General features: G+C 73.6%; 15 protein-coding genes. 3 read left to right on the top strand and 12 right to left on the bottom strand.

The genetic code is table 11. The features are described from left to right. Positions 1-117: 117 nt before the first annotated feature. From ACZ5XZ_RS00140 to ACZ5XZ_RS00130, 3 genes are all read right to left on the bottom strand, one after another. Positions 118-588: a copper chaperone PCu(A)C gene (locus ACZ5XZ_RS00140; RefSeq protein WP_468972722.1), complete on the bottom strand. Its 471-nt coding sequence runs from the start codon at positions 586-588 to the stop codon at positions 118-120. Continuing rightward, positions 585-2,918, bottom strand: a complete 2,334-nt coding sequence (locus ACZ5XZ_RS00135) for a heavy metal translocating P-type ATPase (RefSeq protein ID WP_468974126.1) — start codon at positions 2,916-2,918, stop codon at positions 585-587. Before ACZ5XZ_RS00135 ends, ACZ5XZ_RS00140 begins: the two co-directional genes overlap by 4 nt. 110 nt (positions 2,919-3,028) lie before the next feature. Continuing rightward, positions 3,029-3,307, bottom strand: a complete 279-nt coding sequence (locus ACZ5XZ_RS00130; RefSeq protein WP_468972719.1) for a hypothetical protein — start codon at positions 3,305-3,307, stop codon at positions 3,029-3,031. A 281-nt stretch (positions 3,308-3,588) separates the two neighbouring features. On the opposite strand from ACZ5XZ_RS00130, the gene ACZ5XZ_RS00125 reads away from it, so the two are divergent. Continuing rightward, positions 3,589-4,854, top strand: coding sequence for a cytochrome P450 family protein (locus tag ACZ5XZ_RS00125; protein ID WP_468972716.1), 1,266 nt, complete (start codon positions 3,589-3,591; stop codon positions 4,852-4,854). Continuing rightward, the gene (locus ACZ5XZ_RS00120; RefSeq protein WP_468974124.1) at positions 4,851-5,801 is read left to right on the top strand and encodes an L-tyrosine/L-tryptophan isonitrile synthase family protein; all 951 of its coding nucleotides are present in this window, start codon (positions 4,851-4,853) and stop codon (positions 5,799-5,801) included. Before ACZ5XZ_RS00125 ends, ACZ5XZ_RS00120 begins: the two co-directional genes overlap by 4 nt. 143 nt (positions 5,802-5,944) lie before the next feature. Here ACZ5XZ_RS00120 and ACZ5XZ_RS00115 read toward each other — a convergent pair whose 3' ends face one another. From ACZ5XZ_RS00115 to ACZ5XZ_RS00095, 5 genes are all read right to left on the bottom strand, one after another. Beyond that, complete coding sequence (locus tag ACZ5XZ_RS00115; RefSeq protein ID WP_468972713.1) at positions 5,945-6,733, bottom strand: ABC transporter ATP-binding protein; 789 nt, start codon at positions 6,731-6,733, stop codon at positions 5,945-5,947. Beyond that, complete coding sequence (locus tag ACZ5XZ_RS00110) at positions 6,730-7,815, bottom strand: FecCD family ABC transporter permease (RefSeq protein ID WP_468972710.1); 1,086 nt, start codon at positions 7,813-7,815, stop codon at positions 6,730-6,732. The genes ACZ5XZ_RS00115 and ACZ5XZ_RS00110 overlap by 4 nt, the downstream gene beginning before the upstream one ends. Further along, on the bottom strand, positions 7,815-8,879 hold the full coding sequence (locus tag ACZ5XZ_RS00105; RefSeq protein ID WP_468972707.1) for an ABC transporter substrate-binding protein: 1,065 nt from the start codon (positions 8,877-8,879) through the stop codon (positions 7,815-7,817). Before ACZ5XZ_RS00105 ends, ACZ5XZ_RS00110 begins: the two co-directional genes overlap by 1 nt. A 204-nt stretch (positions 8,880-9,083) precedes the next feature. Beyond that, the gene (locus ACZ5XZ_RS00100; protein WP_468972704.1) at positions 9,084-9,500 is read right to left on the bottom strand and encodes a VOC family protein; all 417 of its coding nucleotides are present in this window, start codon (positions 9,498-9,500) and stop codon (positions 9,084-9,086) included. Between the two features lie 10 nt (positions 9,501-9,510). Then, complete coding sequence (locus ACZ5XZ_RS00095; protein WP_468972701.1) at positions 9,511-9,939, bottom strand: helix-turn-helix transcriptional regulator; 429 nt, start codon at positions 9,937-9,939, stop codon at positions 9,511-9,513. 235 nt (positions 9,940-10,174) lie between these two features. Between ACZ5XZ_RS00095 and ACZ5XZ_RS00090 the strand changes: the two genes are divergently transcribed. After that, complete coding sequence (locus tag ACZ5XZ_RS00090; protein ID WP_468972698.1) at positions 10,175-12,562, top strand: ATP-binding cassette domain-containing protein; 2,388 nt, start codon at positions 10,175-10,177, stop codon at positions 12,560-12,562. A gap of 90 nt (positions 12,563-12,652) precedes the next feature. On the opposite strand, the gene ACZ5XZ_RS00085 is transcribed toward ACZ5XZ_RS00090, so the two are convergent. From ACZ5XZ_RS00085 to ACZ5XZ_RS00070, 4 genes are all read right to left on the bottom strand, one after another. After that, positions 12,653-13,111: a cyclic nucleotide-binding domain-containing protein gene (locus ACZ5XZ_RS00085; RefSeq protein ID WP_468972695.1), complete on the bottom strand. Its 459-nt coding sequence runs from the start codon at positions 13,109-13,111 to the stop codon at positions 12,653-12,655. A 111-nt stretch (positions 13,112-13,222) separates the two neighbouring features. Beyond that, positions 13,223-16,105, bottom strand: coding sequence for an NHLP bacteriocin export ABC transporter permease/ATPase subunit (locus ACZ5XZ_RS00080; RefSeq protein WP_468974122.1), 2,883 nt, complete (start codon positions 16,103-16,105; stop codon positions 13,223-13,225). Positions 16,106-16,115: 10 nt separating this feature from the next. Next, positions 16,116-18,407, bottom strand: a complete 2,292-nt coding sequence (locus ACZ5XZ_RS00075) for an NHLP family bacteriocin export ABC transporter peptidase/permease/ATPase subunit (RefSeq protein WP_468972692.1) — start codon at positions 18,405-18,407, stop codon at positions 16,116-16,118. Beyond that, the gene (locus ACZ5XZ_RS00070; RefSeq protein ID WP_468972690.1) at positions 18,404-19,210 is read right to left on the bottom strand and encodes a hypothetical protein; all 807 of its coding nucleotides are present in this window, start codon (positions 19,208-19,210) and stop codon (positions 18,404-18,406) included. The genes ACZ5XZ_RS00075 and ACZ5XZ_RS00070 overlap by 4 nt, the downstream gene beginning before the upstream one ends. Between the last annotated feature and the right edge of the window lie 212 nt (positions 19,211-19,422).

The following is a 19,422-nucleotide window of genomic DNA, read 5'->3' as shown; positions in this document are numbered from 1 at the left end:
CTTTTTTCCCCCTCCCTCCCCACCTCGCTTTCGCGCTCGTTGCTCGGCCGGTTGCCACCCGGGAGGAAGGGGGCCCCCAGGGACCCCCCCCCCCCCCCCTCCATGAGCCCCCTGTCGTCACTGGCCGGGACGCACCGCCCGGGCCCGTACGGTCCGCGGCGGGCTGTCGCGGAAGTGGAGGGTGAAGGTGAGCCGGTCGCCGGGTGCGAGCGCCGGCGGCGGGCTGATCATGACGTCCAGGTCCGTCGGCGTCATCCGCAGTGTGCCGCCGGCAGGGACGGTGGCGGCCCGGACCATCGCCATGCTCCGGGCGTTGTGGCCGATGTCGACGGTGCGGCTGAGCATCGCCCGGTGGCCGGCGGGTCCGGTGACGCCCGTCAGGACGTCGTCCGCGCCGCCGGTGTTGTGGAGGGTGAAGAACGCGGCGGTGGCCTCGGAGCCGGCGGGGACCAGCACCCGGCCCTCGGCGACGCTCAGCCGCGCGGGCGTCCCCGCGTTGCCGGTCGCGGTCCACACGGTGAGCGTGCCGAGGGTCGCCAGGCAGGTGAGCAGCGGTACGGCGACGGCCGCTACGGGCAGCCGGTTCATGCGATCCCTCCAGGTGCCGGGGTACGGGCTCGTTCGGTCCTGCGGCCGGACCTGCGGGCGCCGCCGCCCGGCTGCCAGGCGCGCAGCCGCAGGCTGTTGCCCACGACCAGCAGGGAGCTGACGGACATGGCGGCGGCCGCCAGCATCGGGTTGAGCAGGCCGACGGCGGCGAGCGGCACGGTCAGGAGGTTGTAGCCGAAGGCCCAGACGAGGTTGGCGCGGATCGTCGCCAGGGTGCGGCGCGCGAGGCGTACCGCGTCGGCGATGGCCTGGAGGTCCTCGCGGACGAGGGTGACATCGGCGGCACCGATCGCGGCGTCGGTGCCGCTGCCCATGGCGATGCCGAGGTCGGCGAGCGCCAGGGCCGCCGCGTCGTTGACGCCGTCGCCGACGACGGCGACCCGGCCGCCCTGCTCCTTCAGCGCCGTGACGAGGGCGGCCTTGTCCTCGGGACGGGCCTCGGCGTGGATCTCGGTGATGGCGAGCCGGCCGGCCACCGCACGGGCGGTGGCGGCGCGGTCGCCGGTGGCCAGGACGGGCCGCAGGCCCAGGCGCCGCAGATGGTCCACGGCGCGGTAGCAGTCGGGGCGCAGCGTGTCGCCGACGGCGAGGACGGCCTCCGGGGTGCCGTCGACGGTCACCAGCACCGGGGTGTGGCCGGCTCTCTCGGCCGCCCGCACCGCGTCCGGGAGGGGCGCCGGCAGAGCGGTGAGGTCGCCGGGGCGGGTGACCTCCACCCGGCGCCCGTCGGCCGTGCCGGCTACGCCGTACCCGGGCGTGGCGCTGAAGTCGCCCACCGCGGGCGGGAGTTGCTCGCCCTGCGGCCGGGCCGCGCGGGCGTGGGCGGTGATCGCGCGGCCCAGCGGGTGTTCGGAGCCCTGCTCCACGACGGCGGCCAGGCGCAGCGTGGTGGCCGGGTCGAGGCCGCCGGTGCGCGCGGTGAGGTCGGTGACGCTCATCCGCCCGGTGGTGAGGGTGCCGGTCTTGTCGAGGACCACGGTGTCGATCCGGCGCAGCCGCTCCAGCGCCTGCGGGCCGCGGACCAGGATCCCGAGCTGGGCGCCGCGGCCGGTGGCGGCCAGCAGCGCGGTCGGGGTGGCCAGCCCCAGCGCGCACGGACAGGCCACGACCAGGACGGCCACCGCGGCCGTGAGCGCGGCCTGCGGCTCGGCTCCGGCGCCGAGCCAGAAGCCCAGGACGCTGACCGACACGGTCAGTACGGCGGGGACGAAGACGGCCGCCACCGCGTCGGCGAGCCGCTGGATGTGGGTCTTGCCGGTCTGGGCGTCCTCGACGAGCCGGGTGATCCGGGCGAGCTGGGTGTCGGCGCCCACCGCGTCGGCCCGTACCTCCAGCAGGCCGCCGGAGTTGACCGCGCCGCCGACGACCGCCGAGCCCGCACCGACCTCGACCGGGCGGCTCTCCCCGGTGATCAGGGACAGGTCCAGGGCGGAGCTGCCCTCGACGACGGTGCCGTCGGTGGCGACCCGCTCGCCGGGGCGCACCAGGAAGCGGTCACCGGTCCGCAGCCGGTCCACCGGAATGCTCCGCCACTCCCCGTTCCCCTCCGGCGGGGGGAGTCCCGGCTCGCCGCCGGGCGCCCGTACGGTGACGTCCTTGACGGCGAGTTCGGCCAGCGCCCGCAGCGCGGAGCCGGTGCCGCGCCGGGCCCTGGCCTCCATCCGGCGCCCGGCCAGCACGAACAGCGGTACGCCGACGGCGGCTTCCAGATAGAGGTGCGCGCTGCCGTCGCCCGCCGTGGGCAGCAGGCGCAGCGGCATCGTCATACCGGGCGCGCCGGCCCCGCCGAGGAACAGCGCATAGCCGGACCAGGCGAAGGACGCGACGACGCCGAGGGAGACCAGGGTGTCCATGGTCGCGGCGCCGTGCCGCAGGCCCCGCAGCGCCCGCGCGTGGAAGGGCGCTGCGCCCCATACGGCGACGGGTGCGGCGAGCACGAAGCACAGCCACTGCCAGTTGCGGAACTGCCAGCCGGGCACCATCGACAGGGCCAGGACGGGCAGCGAGAGCAGGGCGGTCAGCAGCAGCCGGTGGCGCTCGGCGCGGGAGGCCTCCTCGTCCGCGCCGTCGGCGCCGTCCGGGCGCCCGGGGGACGGCGGCCGGTCCCCGCCGCCCGGCTCCGGGGCGACGGGCTCGGGGAGCCGCGCGGTGAAACCGGCCGCCTCGACCGTGGAGATCAGTTCGCTGACGGGGACCGCCGCGGGGTGGCTGACCGTCGCCCGCCCGGTGGCCAGGTTCACCGAGGCCTCGACACCGTCCAGCCGGCCGAGCTTCTTCTCGACCCGCCCCACACAGGCGGCGCAGGTCATCCCGCCGATGGTGAGGGTGGTGGTGTGGTCGGGCAGCGGGCCGCCGGCAGATGCCCCGGCCGGCGCCCGGTCGCCGACCGATCGGGGTGCGGGCCGCGCCGACCGCGCGCTCATCGTGCCGCTCCCACCGTCACCGGGCGGGGTGCCCCGGCGCCCATGTGCATCTGGCCCATGTCCCCGTCGTCGGCGGGCGCGGTACCGGGCGCGCGGGTGCCGCCGGCCGGGTGCAGGCCCGGTGCCACCGGGCCGGCGAGGGCACCGGCGGCGTACGACAGCGCGAAGAGCAGCGCCAGCAGGGCGATGAATCCGATGACCGGCCGTGCGGGCAGCAGCCGCCCGACGGCCGGAGGGAGTACGGGCCGACTGCGGTCGGCCGGAGTGGTGGACATCGCGTCATGGTGGCAGCCGCGATCGGTGCGAAGCGGGCGTTCGGGGGTCCGTCGGCGCGTGAGGTTTGTCCCGTTCGCCGGCCGGAACCCGAGGGTGCGACGGACCGACTAACTGGGTTTGGCCGGCGCGCCACTTCACCGTTCGTACGTCGCCGTCCGTCCGCGCGTCCGCCGAATTCCCCGCGGCCGGCGGGAACTCGGCGCGCCCCGCGGCCGACCTTTCCCACGCCGTGCCGTGCGGGTGCGGTGGTCGCAGACCAGTGCCGTTTGAGGAGGACGCCTTGTCCACGTTGCCCGATCCCGTCCCGCTGTACGGAGCGGAGTACACCCGCGATCCCTATCCCCTGTACGCCGAGCTGCGGGCGCGCGGCCCGGTCCATCGGGTGCGCTTCCCCAGCGGGGTGTGCGCCTGGCTCGTCACCGGGTACGAGGCCGCGCACCGGGCGCTGACCGACCCCCGGCTGGGCAAGCACCACTCGCGCGGCAACGCGGCCTGGCGGGCCCGCGCCTCGATCATGCCCGAGCCCCAGCACTCCCAGTTGCAGGTGCATCTGCTCCACCAGGACCCGCCCCGGCACACCGCGCTGCGCCGGCTGATCACCGACGCCTTCGCCCCGCAGCGCGTGGCGGCGCTCGAACCCCGCTTCCGGGCGATGGCCGACGCGCTGCTCGACCGGCTCCCGGAGCGCGGCGAGGCCGATCTCGTCGAGGCCTTCGCCGCGCACTTCCCCTTCCAGGTGCTCGCCCATGTGATCGGCCTGCCCGGGGAGTTCGCGGACCGCTTCGACCGGGACTGGGGGAAGGTGGTCCAGCCCGTGGGGCCCGGGGACCCGGGCCGTCCCGCCTACGAGGCGCGGCTGCGCGGGCTGCAGCAGTACATCGCCGATCTGGTGGTCCACAAGCGCCGTGAGCCCGGCGAGGACCTGCTCTCCGGGCTGGTGGCCACCCGCGACGCCGGCGGGATCGGCCCGGAGGAGGTGGACTCGATGATCTTCCAGCTGCTGGTCGCGGGCCAGGAGCCGGTCACCCACCAGATCACCACGGCCCTGGTCGCCCTGCTGCGCCACCCCGAGCACCTCGCCGAACTGGCCGGCCGCCCGGAACTGCTGCCCCGCGCCGTCGAGGAACTCCTGCGCTACGACAGCGCCTTCGAGCTGACGACCTGGCGGTTCTTCGCCGAGGACGCCGATCTGCACGGGACCCGGATCCCGGCGGGCGACTCGGTGATCGTGTCGTTGTGCGCGGCCAACCGCGACCCCGAACGGTTCGCCGACGCGGACGTCCTCGACTTCGACCGCTCCCCCAACCCGCACCTCGCCTTCGGCCACGGCATCCACTTCTGCCCCGGTGCCGCGCTCGCCCGGCTGGAACTCCGGATCGCCCTGGGCGCGCTGCTCCGGCGGCTGCCGGACCTCCGGCCGGCCGTCGCGGATGCCGAACTGCGGTGGATACCCGCGGTGCTGGCGCGCGGGGTCGACCGACTGCCGGTCGCCTACGGCCCGGCCGGCGGCTGCCCGGTGTCCGGCGGGGCGGTCACCGCGTGCTGACCAGCCCCACCCGACCGCACACCGCCGCGCCGGCCGACCAGCAGGCCGTGCGCGCGGCGGTGCTCGCCACCCTGCTGCCGTACCGCCGCACGCTGGACGCCACCCACGGCGACGCCCCCGACGGCTTCCCCGCCCAGCTGCGGCAGCTGGCCGCTCCGGTGGCGGCGGGCGAGCCGATCCTGTTCACCCTGCCGGGCTTTCCCTGCAAGTCGCCCAATCCCGCCAAGGTCCTGGGCCACCTCCCCGACGAGGGCGAACGGCTGGCGCTGCGCTTCCTGGACGCGCTGTGCGCGCGCATCGAGGCCGTGTATCCGCCCGGTGCGCGGGTGGCCATCTGCTCGGACGGACATGCCTTCAGCGATCTCATCGGGGTGCCTGACTGCGACATCGACGCCTACAGCGACGCGCTGCGCGCCCTGATCCGCGCCGAGGGCCTGACCCGGCTGGACGTCTTCGACCTGCGCCAGGTGTACGGGGAGGGGCTGACGCACGACGACAAGCGCCGGCTGGTCGAGGAGCGCCACGCCCCGCCCCTGGCGGAACTGCGGTCGCTGACCCGCAGCGACGAGCCGGCCCGGCGGCTGTACCAGGGCATCACCCGGTTCCTGTTCGAGGACACCGCCCGGTTCCCCGGCACCCGTTCGGCGCTGCAGCGCGACTGCCGCCGGCGCGCCTACGGCGTGATGCGGCGCAGCCGCGCCTGGGGCGAGCTGGTCGCCGTGCACCACCCGGAGGCGTTCCGGCTCTCGATCCATCCGCAGCCGCGGGGCTCGGCCAAGTTCGGGATACGGCTGCTCGAAGCGCCCGATGTGTGGCTGACACCGTGGCACTCCTGCGTGCTCGAACACACCGACGGGCGCCGGGAGTTGATGCACCGGGCGGATGCCGAGCGGCGCGGCCGGCTGGTGCTGCGCGAGGGACGGCCGAGCCACTACGTGGCGGGGTGAGGGTGCGGGGTTCCGGGATCCCCGCACCCTCGCCCAGGGCTTGTCCGGCCCTGATCCGTCGGACAGGCCCCAAAGGTGTTACAGAAGGCTCTGACCTGCCGGATCACAGCCTTCTGCAACACCCTTCAGCTCGCCCGGTGCCCTCACCCGTCGTCGGCGGGCAGCGGCTCGCGGTGATCGAAGGCGATCAACGGGTCGCCGGTGAGCGGGTGTTCGGCCACCGCGGCGCGCACCCCGAACACGTCGGCCAGCAGCCGCGGGGTCAGCACCTCGCGGGGTGTACCGGAGGCCACCACCCGTCCGGCGTGCAGCACATGCAGCCGGTCGCACAGGGACGCCGCGGCGTTCAGATCGTGCAGTGAGATCAGCGTCGTGCGGCGCTGTGCGCGCAGCAGCGCGAGCAGTTCGACCTGGTGCCGGACGTCGAGGTGGTTGGTGGGCTCGTCCAGCACCAGTACGTCCGGGTCCTGCGCGAACGCCCGTGCCAGCAGCGCGCGTTGGCGCTCCCCGCCGGACAGCGCGGAGAACCGGCGGGCGCCCTGCCCGGCCAGGCCCACGGCGGCCAGGGCGGCCGCGACGGTCTCCCGGTCGGCGTGGTCCTCGCCCGCGAACGCCCGCTTGTAGGGCGTCCGGCCCATCGCCACCACTTCGCGCACGGTCAGCTCGAAGTCGCTGCCGCGCTCCTGCGGCAGCGCGGCGACCTGTCGCGCGGTCTGCCCGGGCGTCAGCGCGCCGAGGTCGGCCCCGGCCAGCAGTACCCGCCCCGCGGTGGGCCGCAGGTGGCGGTAGACGGTCCGCAGCACGGTGGACTTCCCGCTGCCGTTGGGCCCGACCAGCCCGGCGATCTCCCCTGCCGCGGCCATCAGACGCACCCCGGCGACCACATCGCGGCCCGCGTAGCCGACGTGCAGATCCTCGATCTCGACGTTCACCGGCCCACCACCATCCGCCGGTCCAGGATGAACAGCAGCGCGGGCGCGCCGATCATCGCCGTCACCACGCCCACCGGCAGCTCCTGGGTGTCCATGGCCGTACGGCACACGATGTCCACCACCACCAGCAGCAGGGCCCCGGTGAGCGCGGACAGCGGCAGCAGTCGGCGGTGGTCGCCGCCGATGACCATCCGGCACAGATGCGGCACCATCAGCCCCACGAAGGCGATCGCCCCGGAGACCGCGACGAGGACGCCGGTCAACAGGCTGGTCACCACGAACAGTTCGCGGCGCAGCCGGGTGACGTCCACGCCCACCCCGGCCGCGGTCTCATCGCCCATGATGAGCGCGTTCATGGGGCGGGCCCGCGCCTGGAGCGCGAGCAGCCCGGCGGCGACCGCCAGCACCGGCGGCCACAGCACGCTCCAGGTGGCCCCGCTCAGGCTTCCCATCAGCCAGAACAGCACGCTGCGGGTCTGCTGCTCGTCGCCGGCCTGCAGCACCAGATAGCTGGTGAACCCGGACAGGAACTGCCCGATCCCCACCCCGGCCAGCACCAGCCGCAGCGGTGAGAACCCTCCACCGCGCCGCGCCATCCACCACACCAGCGCGAACGCGCCCAGCGCACCGGCGAACGCGGCCGCCGACAGCCCCAGCCCCAGCACCCCGCCGGCGCTCGCCCCCAGCACGATCGCGGCGACCGCGCCGAGCGACGCACCGTTGGAGATGCCCAGCAGATACGGGTCGGCCAGCGGATTGCGCACCAGCGCCTGGGTCGCCGTCCCCACCAGGCCCAGTCCGGCGCCCACCAGCGCCGCCAACAGGGCGCGGGGGACGCGCAGTTGCCACACGATCAGGTCGTCGGTGCCCGGCCGGGGCGCAGCGCCGCCCAGCCGGCGCAGCACCACCGACCAGACGTGTGCGGGCGCGATGTCGGTGGAGCCGAGCGAGACCGCGGCGGTCAGCGCCACCGCCAGTGCCAGGCCCAGCGCCAGGGCGAGCAGCCCGGCGCGCGGGGTGCGCCGCCCGGGCGGCCCGGGCGGCTGCCGCTGTCCGCGTGGGGCGTCGAGCACGGATGCCACTACCGCTCCGCCTTGAACCGTGCGGCATGGACGGTGTGCGCGATCTCCTCGACCGTGTCCGCGTTGCCGACGCCGGCGATCGTCGTACGCTCCGAGCCGATCCGCAGCAGGTGCCCGTTGCGCACGGCGGCAAGCCCCTTGGTGGCGGGGAAGCTCTTCAAGAACGCCTCGGCCTGGTCGAACGCCTTCTTGGTGGCCGCCGCGTCGCCGCGGTTGCGGACCCCGAGCTGGATGAAGTCCGGGTTCTTGGCGACCACGTCCTCCCAGGAGACCGGCTTGAAGTCCCCGTCGCAGCCGTCGAAGACGTTGCGCGCCCCGGCCTGGCCGATGACCGCGTTGGCGACCTGGTTGCGGCAGACCGCCATCGGCTGCTTGGTGCCGGCGTCGAAGTCGAAGAAGAAGTACGTCGGCCGCTTGCCGGGCGCGAGGTCGCCCACCGCCTTGTGGACCGCAGCGACCTTGGACCGCATGCCGGCCACCAGCTCGTCCGCCCGCCGGGACGTGCCGGTCACCGCGCCCAGCCGCTCGATGTCCCCCTCCACTCCCGACAGGTCCCGCTGCGGCTTCCCGGCCATCGGGGCGCAGGCGGTGGAGGCGAGGTAGATGTGCTTGATGCCCGCCGCCTCGAACTCCTCGGCGCTCGGCGCGTCGCCCGCCCCGCCCATGTTGTTCATCGACGCGAACGTGTCGACATAGAGGTCGGCGCCCGACCCGAGCAGCTTCTCCTTGGGAATGATGTGCTTGCCCAGTACCGGCACCTTCCGGGCCCGCGCCCCGAGTTCGCCGGGCAGGGCGCCCTTGCCGGGCGGGAACCCGGTCCCGATGACCCGGTCGCCCGCGCCGAGTCGCAGCAGGATCTCCAGGGCGGCGGCGTTACTGGTGACGATCTTGCGCGGGGCGGACGAGAAGGTGGTCGTCGCGCCCTTGCAGTCGGCGATCCGCACCGGAAAACCCGGGCCGCCGCTTCCGGATGCCTTCTCGTCGGTGTCCGCGCCTTCGCCGCCGCACGCGGTGGCGACCAGCGCGACGACCACCGCCAGACCGCACAGCTTCCCACGACGCATGGTGTTTCTCCCCTACCCGTCACCAGCCGGTCCCCCGGCCGTCTCACCGGCCGCAGGTGCCGGCCGGCGGGTCGCAGGCACGACCCGGCACAGGTAGTCGGTCGGGGCGGGGGGACGGTTCCCCAGCTGCGGCGTCCTTTCGGCCGGCGCCTTCGGCTCGCGCCGCGCCGGGCTTCGGCCGGTCCGGCCCGCCCCGCCGAGGGCTCACTTCCGCAGCGGCTGGGTGAAGCGCAGGAGGTTGCCGGCGGGGTCGCGGAAGGCACAGTCGCGGACGCCGTAGGGCTGGTCCATCGGCTCCTGCAGCACCTCGCCGCCCGCGGCGCTGATGCGCTCGAAGGTGGCGTCGCAGTCCTGCGTCGCGAAGATGACACCGCGCAGCAGGCCCTTGGCCATCAGCTCCGCCATGGCCTGCTTGTCGGCCGGTGAGGCGTTCGGGTCGGCGAGCGGCGGCTCCAGCACGATGTTCACATCAGGCTGCGCGGGCGCCCCGACGGTCACCCAGCGCATCCCCTCGAACCCCACGTCGTTGCGTACCTCAAGGCCGAGCACATCGCGGTAGAAGGAGATCGCCTTGTCATGGTCGTCGACGGCGATGAAGCACTGGGAAAGGGTGATGTCCATGCCGCTCACGCTACGGCCCGGCGGCGGGGCCCGCTTCTCCGTTCCTGACCGGTCTCGTGTGGATCTTGGCGATGCAGGCCGGGATGGCTGCGCCATGATCATGACTGCGGGCCCGGTAGGCGCTCGGGCTCTCGCCGACCAGCTGGGTGAAGCGCGAGCTGAACGACCCCAGCGACGTACAGCCGACCGCGAAGCAGACCTCGGTCACGCTGAGGTCGCCGCGCCGCAGCAGCGCCTTGGCCCGCTCGATGCGGCGGGTCATCAGGTAGCTGTACGGCGTCTCGCCGAAGGCGGCGCGGAAGCTGCGGGAGAAGTGGCCCGCCGACATCAGGGCGCCGCGCGCCAGCGCCGGGACGTCGAGCGGCTCGGCGTAGTCGCGGTCCATCCGGTCGCGGGCCCGCCGCAGCCGGACGAGGTCGTCGAGGTCCTGCCGTTTCATCTACCGATTTTCCCACAGCGCCCGAGGCCGGTGATCGGGAGCGTGGACGGCGCGGCAGAGCTGCCGTCGTCCGTCGCGGGCAGGTGGGCGGACCGATCCTGACCGATCCGGGCCGACCGGTCAGGAATCGAGAAGCGCCGGTCATGGAGGCGCATCTAGCCTGACCGTCATGGCCGTGCGCGTCGCGTGGCCGGGTCGCAATGGCTCCACAGACCGCCCACGACACAGGGAGACGATGAGCATGGCCAAGAGGACGGACCCGCGGTCGCCCGCACCGCACGTCGCCGACAGCCACGAGATGATCCGGGTGCACGGTGCCCGCGAGAACAACCTCAAGGACGTCAGCATCGAGATCCCCAAGCGCCGGCTGACGGTGTTCACCGGTGTCTCCGGCTCGGGCAAGAGCTCGCTGGTCTTCGACACCATCGCCGCGGAGTCGCAGCGGCTGATCAACGAGACCTACAGCGCCTTCGTGCAGGGCTTCATGCCGACCACGGCGCGGCCCGAGGTGGACGTACTCGACGGGCTGACGACCGCGATCTCCGTCGACCAGCAGCGGATGGGCGGCGACCCCCGCTCGACGGTCGGCACCGCCACCGACGCCAACGCGATGCTGCGCATCCTCTTCAGCCGGCTCGGCAAGCCGCACATCGGCCCGCCCAGCGCGTACTCCTTCAACACCGCCTCGGTCCGGGCGAGCGGTGCGATCACCGTCGAGCGGGGCGCCAAGAAGGCGGTGAAGGCGACCTACCAGCGCACCGGCGGGATGTGCACGGGCTGCGAGGGCCGGGGCTCGGTCACCGACATCGACCTGGCGCAGCTGTACGACGACGGCAAGTCGCTCAACGAGGGCGCGTTCACGATCCCCGGCTACACCGGGGGCGGCTGGAACTCCCGGCTCTACATCGAGTCGGGCTTCTTCGACCCGGACAAGCCGATCCGCAAGTTCACCAAGAAGGAGCTGCACGACCTCCTCCACCGCGAGCCGACCAGAATGAAGATCGCGGGCATCAACATGACGTACGAGGGGCTCATCCCCCGGGTCCAGAAGTCGATGCTGTCCAAGGACAGGGAGGCGATGCAGCCGCACATCCGGGAGTTCGTCGACCGGGCGGTCACCTTCACCACCTGCCCGGACTGCGACGGCACCCGGCTCAGCGAGGGGGCCCGGGCGTCGAAGATCAAGCGCGTCAGCATCGCGGACGCCTGCGCGATGGAGATCAGGGACCTGGCCGAATGGGTCCGCGGCCTCAAGGAGCCCTCGGTGGCGCCGCTGCTCACCGCGCTCCAGCAGACCCTCGACTCGTTCGTGGAGATCGGGCTCGGCTATCTCGCGCTCGACCGGCCCGCGGGCACGCTGTCGGGCGGCGAGGCGCAGCGCGTCAAGATGATCCGGCACCTCGGCTCCTCGCTCACCGACGTCACCTATGTCTTCGACGAGCCCACCTCGGGCCTGCACCCCCATGACATCCAGCGGATGAACGACCTGCTGCTGCGGCTGCGGGACAAGGGCAACACGGTGCTCGTCGTGGAGCACAAGCCCGAGGTGATCGCGATCGCCGACCACATCGTCGACCTCGGCCCCGGCGCCGGCGCCGCGGGCGGCACCGTCTGCTTCGAGGGCAGCGTCGAGGGGCTGCGGGCCGGCGGCACCGTCACCGGCCGCCACTTCGACGACCGGGCCGCGCTCAAGGAGACGGTGCGCGAGCCCACCGGCGCACTGCGGATCCGCGGCGCGACGGCGAACAACCTGCGCGACGTCGACGTCGACATCCCGCTCGGGGTGCTCGCCGTCGTCACCGGCGTCGCCGGATCCGGCAAGAGCTCGCTCATGCACGGGTCGATCCCGGCCGACGGCGGTGTGGTGTCGGTCGACCAGGCCCCGATCCGCGGCTCGCGGCGCAGCAACCCGGCGACGTACACCGGGCTCCTCGACCCCATCCGCAAGGCGTTCGCGAAGGCCAACGGCGTGAAGCCGGCGCTGTTCAGCGCCAACTCCGAGGGTGCCTGCCCCACTTGCAACGGCGCCGGGGTCGTCTACACCGACCTGGCGATGATGGCCGGCGTCGCCAGCCCGTGCGAGGACTGCGAGGGCAAGCGGTTCCAGGCTTCGGTGCTCGACTACCACCTGGGGGGCCGCGACATCAGCGAGGTCCTCGCGATGTCGGTGACGGAGGCCGAGGAGTTCTTCGGCGACGGCGCGGCGCACACGCCGGCCGCCCACCGGATCCTGCGGCGGCTGGCCGATGTCGGGCTCGGCTACCTCACCATCGGCCAGCCGCTGACCACGCTGTCCGGCGGCGAGCGGCAGCGGCTCAAGCTGGCCACCCACATGGCCGAGAAGGGCGGCGTCTACGTCCTCGACGAGCCGACCGCCGGGCTGCACCTCGCCGATGTCGAGCAGCTGCTCGGGCTGCTCGACCGGCTCGTCGACGCCGGCAAGTCGGTCATCGTCATCGAGCACCACCAGGCGGTCATGGCGCACGCCGACTGGATCATCGACCTCGGACCCGGTGCCGGCCACGACGGCGGCACGATCGTCTTCGAGGGCACACCGGCCGCTCTCGTCGCCGCCCGCTCCACCCTCACCGGCGAGCACCTCGCGGCCTACGTCGGCGCCTGACCGGGGCCCGCGCGGCACCCGTGGGACGGGTTCCGCCGTCCGGTAGGGAAGCGGCGGTCACCGGTCACGACCCGGTGGCCGCCGCCTGGCTCAGGGGTCCGGTCCACTGCCCTGGGGGCCGTAGAGGTCGAGCAGCCGGGTGCGGGTGCCGTGCAGCCGGTCGGCGACCGTCTGGGCGACATAGCGGTACATCTCCCGCCCGAGGATCGCATCGGACTCGCACAGAGCGCGGACCACGCTCGCGTCGAACTCCACCGCCTCCACCGGGCCGACGGTCTCCGCTCCCAGATGCCACAGGTAGGGCGGGAACAGCCAGGACCAGCCGAGCAGTTCGTCGCGGCCGAGGGTCTCGACGACCGCCGCCCGGCGTCCGGGGACACGCTGGTCGAGCACGACCTGTCCACTGCGGATGATCCAGAACCGGTCCGCCCGGTGGCCCTCCTCGAACACCCTGGTGGCGCGCGGCAGCGACACCTCCCGGGCGACGTCGGTCAGCCGCCGGCGCCGGTCCGGTGGCAGCGCCTCGAACAGGCTGCGCGCTGTGGCCATCTCATCCTCCGTCCGCTGCACTGCACGATATGCGGTGTTCTGCGGGGAATCGGGGAACGGCTCGGCCCGGCGGGGCCGGCTCCTTCCTCGGGGACGCCGCCGGCCCGCGGCTCAGGCCAGCTGGCGGCGCACCAGGTCGTGCAGCCGGCCGCCGGTGTCGGCGAGCAGCTCGGCCGGGGCGCCCTGTTCGACGATCCGGCCCTCCTCCATCACGATCACGCGGTCGGCGTCCATGACCGTGGTCAGCCGGTGGGCGATCACCAGCCGGCTGGCGCTGAGCCTGCGGGTGCTGTCGATGACGATGCGCTGCGTCTCGTTGTCCAGGGCGCTGGTGGCCTCGTCGAAGAAGAGGATCCGGGGGCGGCGGACCAGCGCCTGCGCGATCATCAGGCGCTGCCGCTGGCCGCCGGAGATCGCGCCCCCACCGGAGATCATGGTGTGCAGGCCCATCGGCATCCGCTTGATGTCCTCGGCCAGGCCCGCCATCTCGGCGGCCGCCCAGGCCTCCTCCTGGGTGAAGGCCTCCGCACCGCAGATGCAGTCCAGGATGGAGCCGGTGAGCGGCTGGGCGTTCTGCAGCACGACCCCGCACTGGCGGCGGACCGCGGCCTGGTCCAGGGCGGCGAGGTCCTGCCCGTCGTACAGGACGCTGCCCGAGGAGGGCTTGTCGAAGCCGATCAGGAGCCGCAGCAGGGTCGACTTGCCGCATCCGCTGGGCCCCACCACCGCGACGAACTCTCCGGGCCGGACCCGGAGCGAGACGTCGTCGAGGACGAGCGGGCCGTCGTCGCTGTAGCGGAAGGAGAGCTTCTTGGCCTCGATGCCGCCGGAGAGCGTGCCGGGCTGGGCACTGGCACCGCGCACCTCGGGCGCCTCGTCCAGCACCGGCTTGATCTGCTCGAACATCGGCAGCGCGGCGGCGGCCGCGACGAACGCGCCGGTGATCTGGGTGACCGAGGTCAGCAGCATGGTCACCGCGGTGTTGAAGGTGAGGAACGAGGCGGCGGACATGGTGCCGCGGGCCGGGCCGGCCAGCAGCATGAACAGGGTCAGCGAGCACAGCGGCAGATAGACCGCGTTCAGGACGGTGGTCAGGTTCTTGATCCGGCCGGCCTTCTGCTGAAGCTCCCGGGAGCGGGCGAACTCCCGGGCCCAGGCCGCGTACGCGAAGCTCTCGGCCGCCGCGACCCGCAGCTTGGGCAGCCCGCGCAGGGTCTGGAACGCCTGGTTGTTGAGCTTGTTGCCGAGCTTGACCAGCCGCCGCTGCCAGCGCAGCTCCCACAGGCCCATGGCGAGGAACACCGCCCCGATGACGAGCAGCATGCCGATCGCGGCGAGCGCCAGCGGCACGCTGTAGACCAGCAGCAGGACGAGGTTCATCGCGCCGACCGTCGTGGACTGCACCGCCACCGGGCCGACACCGGACAGGACCCGCCGGACGGCGCTGATGCCCATCGCGGCACTGGCCAGCTCGCCGGTGGAGCGCTCGGTGAAGAACTTCGTCGGCAGCCGCAGCAGCCGGTCCCAGACGGCCGGCTGCAGCGCGCTCTCGATACGGCCCTCCAGCCGCAGCACGGTGAGGTTCTGCAGCAGCATGAAGGCGGCGGAGACGATGCTGGTGACGACGACCGCCAGGGAGACCTGGACGATCAGGCTGCGCTCCGCGGCGGGTACGTACACCCCGAGCACCTGGCCGGTCGCGAGGGGGACGAGCGCGCCGAGGCCGACCGTCACCAGTCCGCTCAGGGCCAGGTTGCGGACGTCGATCCGGGTCCCGCGCAGGCTGAAGCGCATCAGCCGCCACATGGTCAGCGGCCGTTCCGGCAGCGGGCGGTAGAACATCACCGCGCGCGGCTCGAACTCCCCGGCGTTGTCCTTGCCGATGCGCAGCCGCAGTCCGGAGGCCGGGTTGACGGCCTCGTAGCGGCCGCGGCGCCACAGCAGCGCCACCGGGGCACCGGACTTGGCGCGCTGTCCCACCAGCGGGCCGGTGTTCGTCCGCCACCAGCTCCCGGCGAGCCTGACCGCCCGGGTGCGGATCCGGGAGGCGACCGCGATCCGCTCGACCGGGGAGACCCGGTCGTTGACCGGGCCGCCCTTGGGGGGCTCGGTCAACGTGATGCCGGCCGCCTCGGCGACCGTCCGGCACACCGCGAAGGTGGCGTCGTCGCCGGCCCGTCCCGGCCCGTCACCGCCCCGCCCGGAGCGCTCCGACCGGCCGATGGAGGCCAGCAGCGCCTGGTCGGCCCGCTCGCGGACGGCCTCACCGGCCTTGATGCCGGCCGCGGTGCGGTCTTCGTGGGCACGCTCCAGCTGCTCGATCCAGCGGTCGACGGCGGACAGCAACCGGTACTGCTGGTTGACCATCTGCTGCCACAGCTCGGGGTCCACCAGCAGGTCGCCGGCCGCCTCCGCGCTGTAGGAGGCGCCGTACTGCACGCTGCCGGGCGGCACCGGCATCCACAGGATGTCGTCGTCGGCCACCGCGTCGTCGCCGGGCCGGCCGTCGAGCGGTGCCTCGAAGAGCACGCCCGAGCTGCGGGCCGTGCCCAGCGCGAAGGCGTGCTCCAGCGGGGAGGGCGCCTCGTGGCCGTACCCTCCTTGCGCGCCGTACTGCGCGAAGGCCCCGGTGTCCTGGTACTCGCCGTACGGCGCGTAGTCGTACCGCGGCAGCTCGCGCAGCGGGATCCGGCGCAGCCGGCAGTCCTGCGAGGGCCGGCCGAGCAGGGTGTGCTGGGGTCCCTCGACGGGGCCGAGCAGCAGGGTGCCGGCTTCGAGCCGGCCGAGGAAGTGCCAGTGCCCGGCCGCCGCGGCGTCGACCGCGAAGAGGTCCAGCGCACCGCCGGTGACCAGCCACAGCACCTGCGGCCCTTCGAGCGGAACGCTGCGCAGGCCGGTGCAGTCGACGGGTGCGCCGAGACCGCCCAACGCCTGCGTCACCGCGTCGGTCGCGCCCGGTTCCGCAGCCGGGGACGAAGAGACGGGCGGGGGCATGGCTGACACGTCAGTGCTCCTTCACCAGCTCGGCGTACGCGCCCCCGGCGGCGACCAGGTCCTCGTGCCGGCCTCGTTCGACGACCACGCCGTGGTCGAGGACCACGATCTCGTCGCTGTCGCGGACGGTGCTCAGCCGGTGGGCGATGACGACGCAGGCGCAGCCGCGTCGTCGCAGGTTGTCCATGATGATCTGCTCGGTCTGGGCGTCCAGGGCGCTGGTGACCTCGTCGAGGACCAGGATGCTGGGGCGCCGGACCAGGGCGCGGGCGATCTCCAGCCGCTGCCGCTGCCCGCCGGAGAAGTTGCGGCCGTCCTGTTCGACGCGGCTGTGGATGCCGTCGGGGCGCCGGGCGATGACGTCGTCGTAGAGCGCGGCGTCCTTCAGGGCGGTGACGACCGCGTCGTCGGGGATGGAGGGGTCCCACAGCGCCACGTTGTCGCGGACGGTGCCCTCGAAGAGGAAGACGTCCTGGTCGACGAAGGAGACGGAGGCGGCCAGCGCGCTGCGGGAGAGGTCCTCCAGGCGCTGTCCGTCGATGCGGATGGTGCCTTCCCAGGGGCTGTAGAGGCCGGAGATCAGCCGGGAGACGGTGGACTTCCCGCTGCCGGAGCCGCCGACGAGGGCGACCTGCCGGCCGGGGCCCACCGCGAGGGAGAAGCCGGTGAGCAGCGGTTTGTCCAGCGGGCTGTAGCCGAAGGTGATGTTCTCCAGCGTCACATGGCCGGTGAGCCGGCGGGTGCCGCCCGCCGTGCCCGGGCGCGAGTAGAGGGTGTCGGCGGGGAAGGACTCGACGTCCTTGAGGCGGGCCACGTCGGCGGCGAAGTCCTGGATCCGGCCGGCGACTCCGTTGAGCCGGGTGATGGGCGCGGTGAAGCGGGTCACCAGCGCCTGGAAGGCGACCAGCAGGCCGATGGAGATATGGCCCTCGACGGCCCGCATGCCGCCGATCCACAGGATCAGCGCGCTGTTGAGGGTGGCGAGGGTGGGGGCGACGACGGCCAGCCAGGCGCTCGGCACCCCGAGCCGCTGCTGTTCCTCCAGCGTGGCGGCGTGCTGGCCGGCCCAGCGGCGGAAGTAGCCGTTCTCCCCGCCGGTGGCCTTCATCGTCTCGATGAGCTGCAGGCCGGTGTAGGAGGTGTTGGTGAGCCGGGCGGTGTCGGCGCGCAGCTTCTGGGTGTGGGTGGCGCGCAGCCGGACGACGATCCGCATCGCGACGACGTTGAGCAGCGCGATCCCGATGCCGATGACGGTCAGCTGGGGGTCGTAGCTCCACAGCAGGAGCGCGTAGAGGACGACGACGATGCCGTCCACGCCCGCGGCGGCGAGGTCGCGGGCCAGGGTTTCGGCGACCGCGTCGTTGGACTGCAGCCGCTGGACCAGGTCGGCGGGGCTGCGCTGGGCGAAGAAGGTGACCGGCAGTCTGAGCAGATGGCGCAGGAAGCGGGCGCTGGTGAGGGTGGAGGAGATGATCCGGCCGCGCAGCAGGTTCGCCTGTTGCAGCCCGGTCAGTACGGCGGTGAGCACCACCATCGCGGCCATCGACGCGAAGAGCGGCCCCAGCAGCGAGGTCTGGTTGCCGATCAGGAACATGTCGATGTACGTCCGGCTGAGCGCGGGCACCGCGGCGCCGACCGCGACCAGCAGCAGGCTGGCGAGCAGCGCGGCCAGCAGGGTGCCGGTGGTACCGCGCAACCGGGCGGGCACGGCGCCGAGGACGCCGGGTTTGCGGCCGCCCTTGCGGAAGGACTCGGACGGCTCGAAGACCAGGGCGACGCCGGTGAAGCTGGTGTCGAAGTCCTCCGTCGCCACGAAGCGGCGGCCCTTGTCGGGGTCGTTGATGTGGACGCCGCGGCGGCCGAGGCGGCGGCCCATGCCGTCGTAGACGACGTAGTGGTTGAACTCCCAGAAGAGGATGGCCGGTGCCGTGACCTCGGCGAGCGCGGCCGGTTCCATCTGCATGCCCTTGGCCGTCAGGCCGTAGGAGCGGGCCGCCTTGAGCAGATTGCTGGCGCGGGAGCCGTCGCGGGAGACGCCGCAGGCGATCCGCAGCTCTTCGAGCGGGACGTGCTTTCCGTAGTGGGCCAGGACCATGGCCAAGGAGGCGGCCCCGCACTCCACCGCCTCCATCTGCAGGACGGTGGGCGTGCGGACGGTCTTCGGCTTCCCGGTCTTCGGTGCGGGCGGCGCTCCGCGTCGGGTACGGCGGGTGCCGGGCGCGGGCTCGGGGCGGTGCCGGCCGCGGCCGGGCGGCGGGAGTTGCTGCTGGCGGGCGGCGGCGGAGTCGTGGGGCGCGGTCACGGCAGCAGCCAATCGACCGGGTGCTGCGCGGCCAGGTGGACCGCTCCGGTGGCCAGCGTCATGGAGTCGACGGCGTAGGGCGGGCCGCCGGAGGTCGACCAGGCGTAGCCGGACTTGTTCTGCGGGGCGGCGTCGAGCTGCACCAGGACCGCGACGGGCTGGCCGTGTTGCGAGAACTGCTCACCGAGCTGGCTGCTGCCCAGGAAGGCGCCGATCCGCTGGCGGGTCTGGGCCATCCGGCCGACGGCCTTGACCCGGCCGCGCAGCACGCCGTACCGCTGGTTGGGCACGGACTGGACGGTGAGGTCCACCGGGGCGCCGACGGGGACGGTGGCGCCGCTCTCGGCCGGTACGTACAGCGTCGCCGTCAGGGGGTCGTCGGCGTGGGCGACGCGTTCCACGGAGGCCACGTCCGCTCCGGTGGTGACGACCGAGCCGATCGTGGCGACCATCGTGGTCAGCCGTCCGGCGGCGAGGGAGCGTACGACCGTGGTGCCCTGCGCGGTACGGACCTTGAGGACGGGGGTGCCGGCGGCCACCCGTCGGCCTTCCTCGGCGAGCACGGCGGTGACCTGGCCCGCGACGGGGCTCTGCAGGATGTAGCTGCCCTGGCCGTAGGTGAGGATTCCGGGTGCGTTGAGGGTGGCGGAGACGGTTCCGGTCACCGCCCAGACGGCCGCGGCGACCACGACGAGGACCGTGACGATCAGCACGAGCCAGCCCTGTGGCCGGGCGAAGCGCACCGGCAGATCGATTTCCTCGGGCGACTGCAGCTTGGAAAGGGCCTGTTGGCGGAACTGCACGACACTCTTCCCTCAACCGCAGTGTTCTGTCAGACGGATGGCGGCCGGGTGCCCCGGGGCCCGGGCGAGCCGGGCGGGTCCGGGGCACACGGCCCGGGGGGGGGGGGGGGGGGGGGGGGGGGGCCCCCTTTCTTCCCCCCCCCCCCCCCCCCCCCCGTGGGCGGGGGGGGGGTGCCCTACGAGAGGTCCCTCCCCGCTGGCCCCCCGTTGGG

The organism is Streptomyces sp. NPDC033270, assembly GCF_055576575.1.
This window is presented reverse-complemented; position numbering and strand designations above follow the sequence as displayed.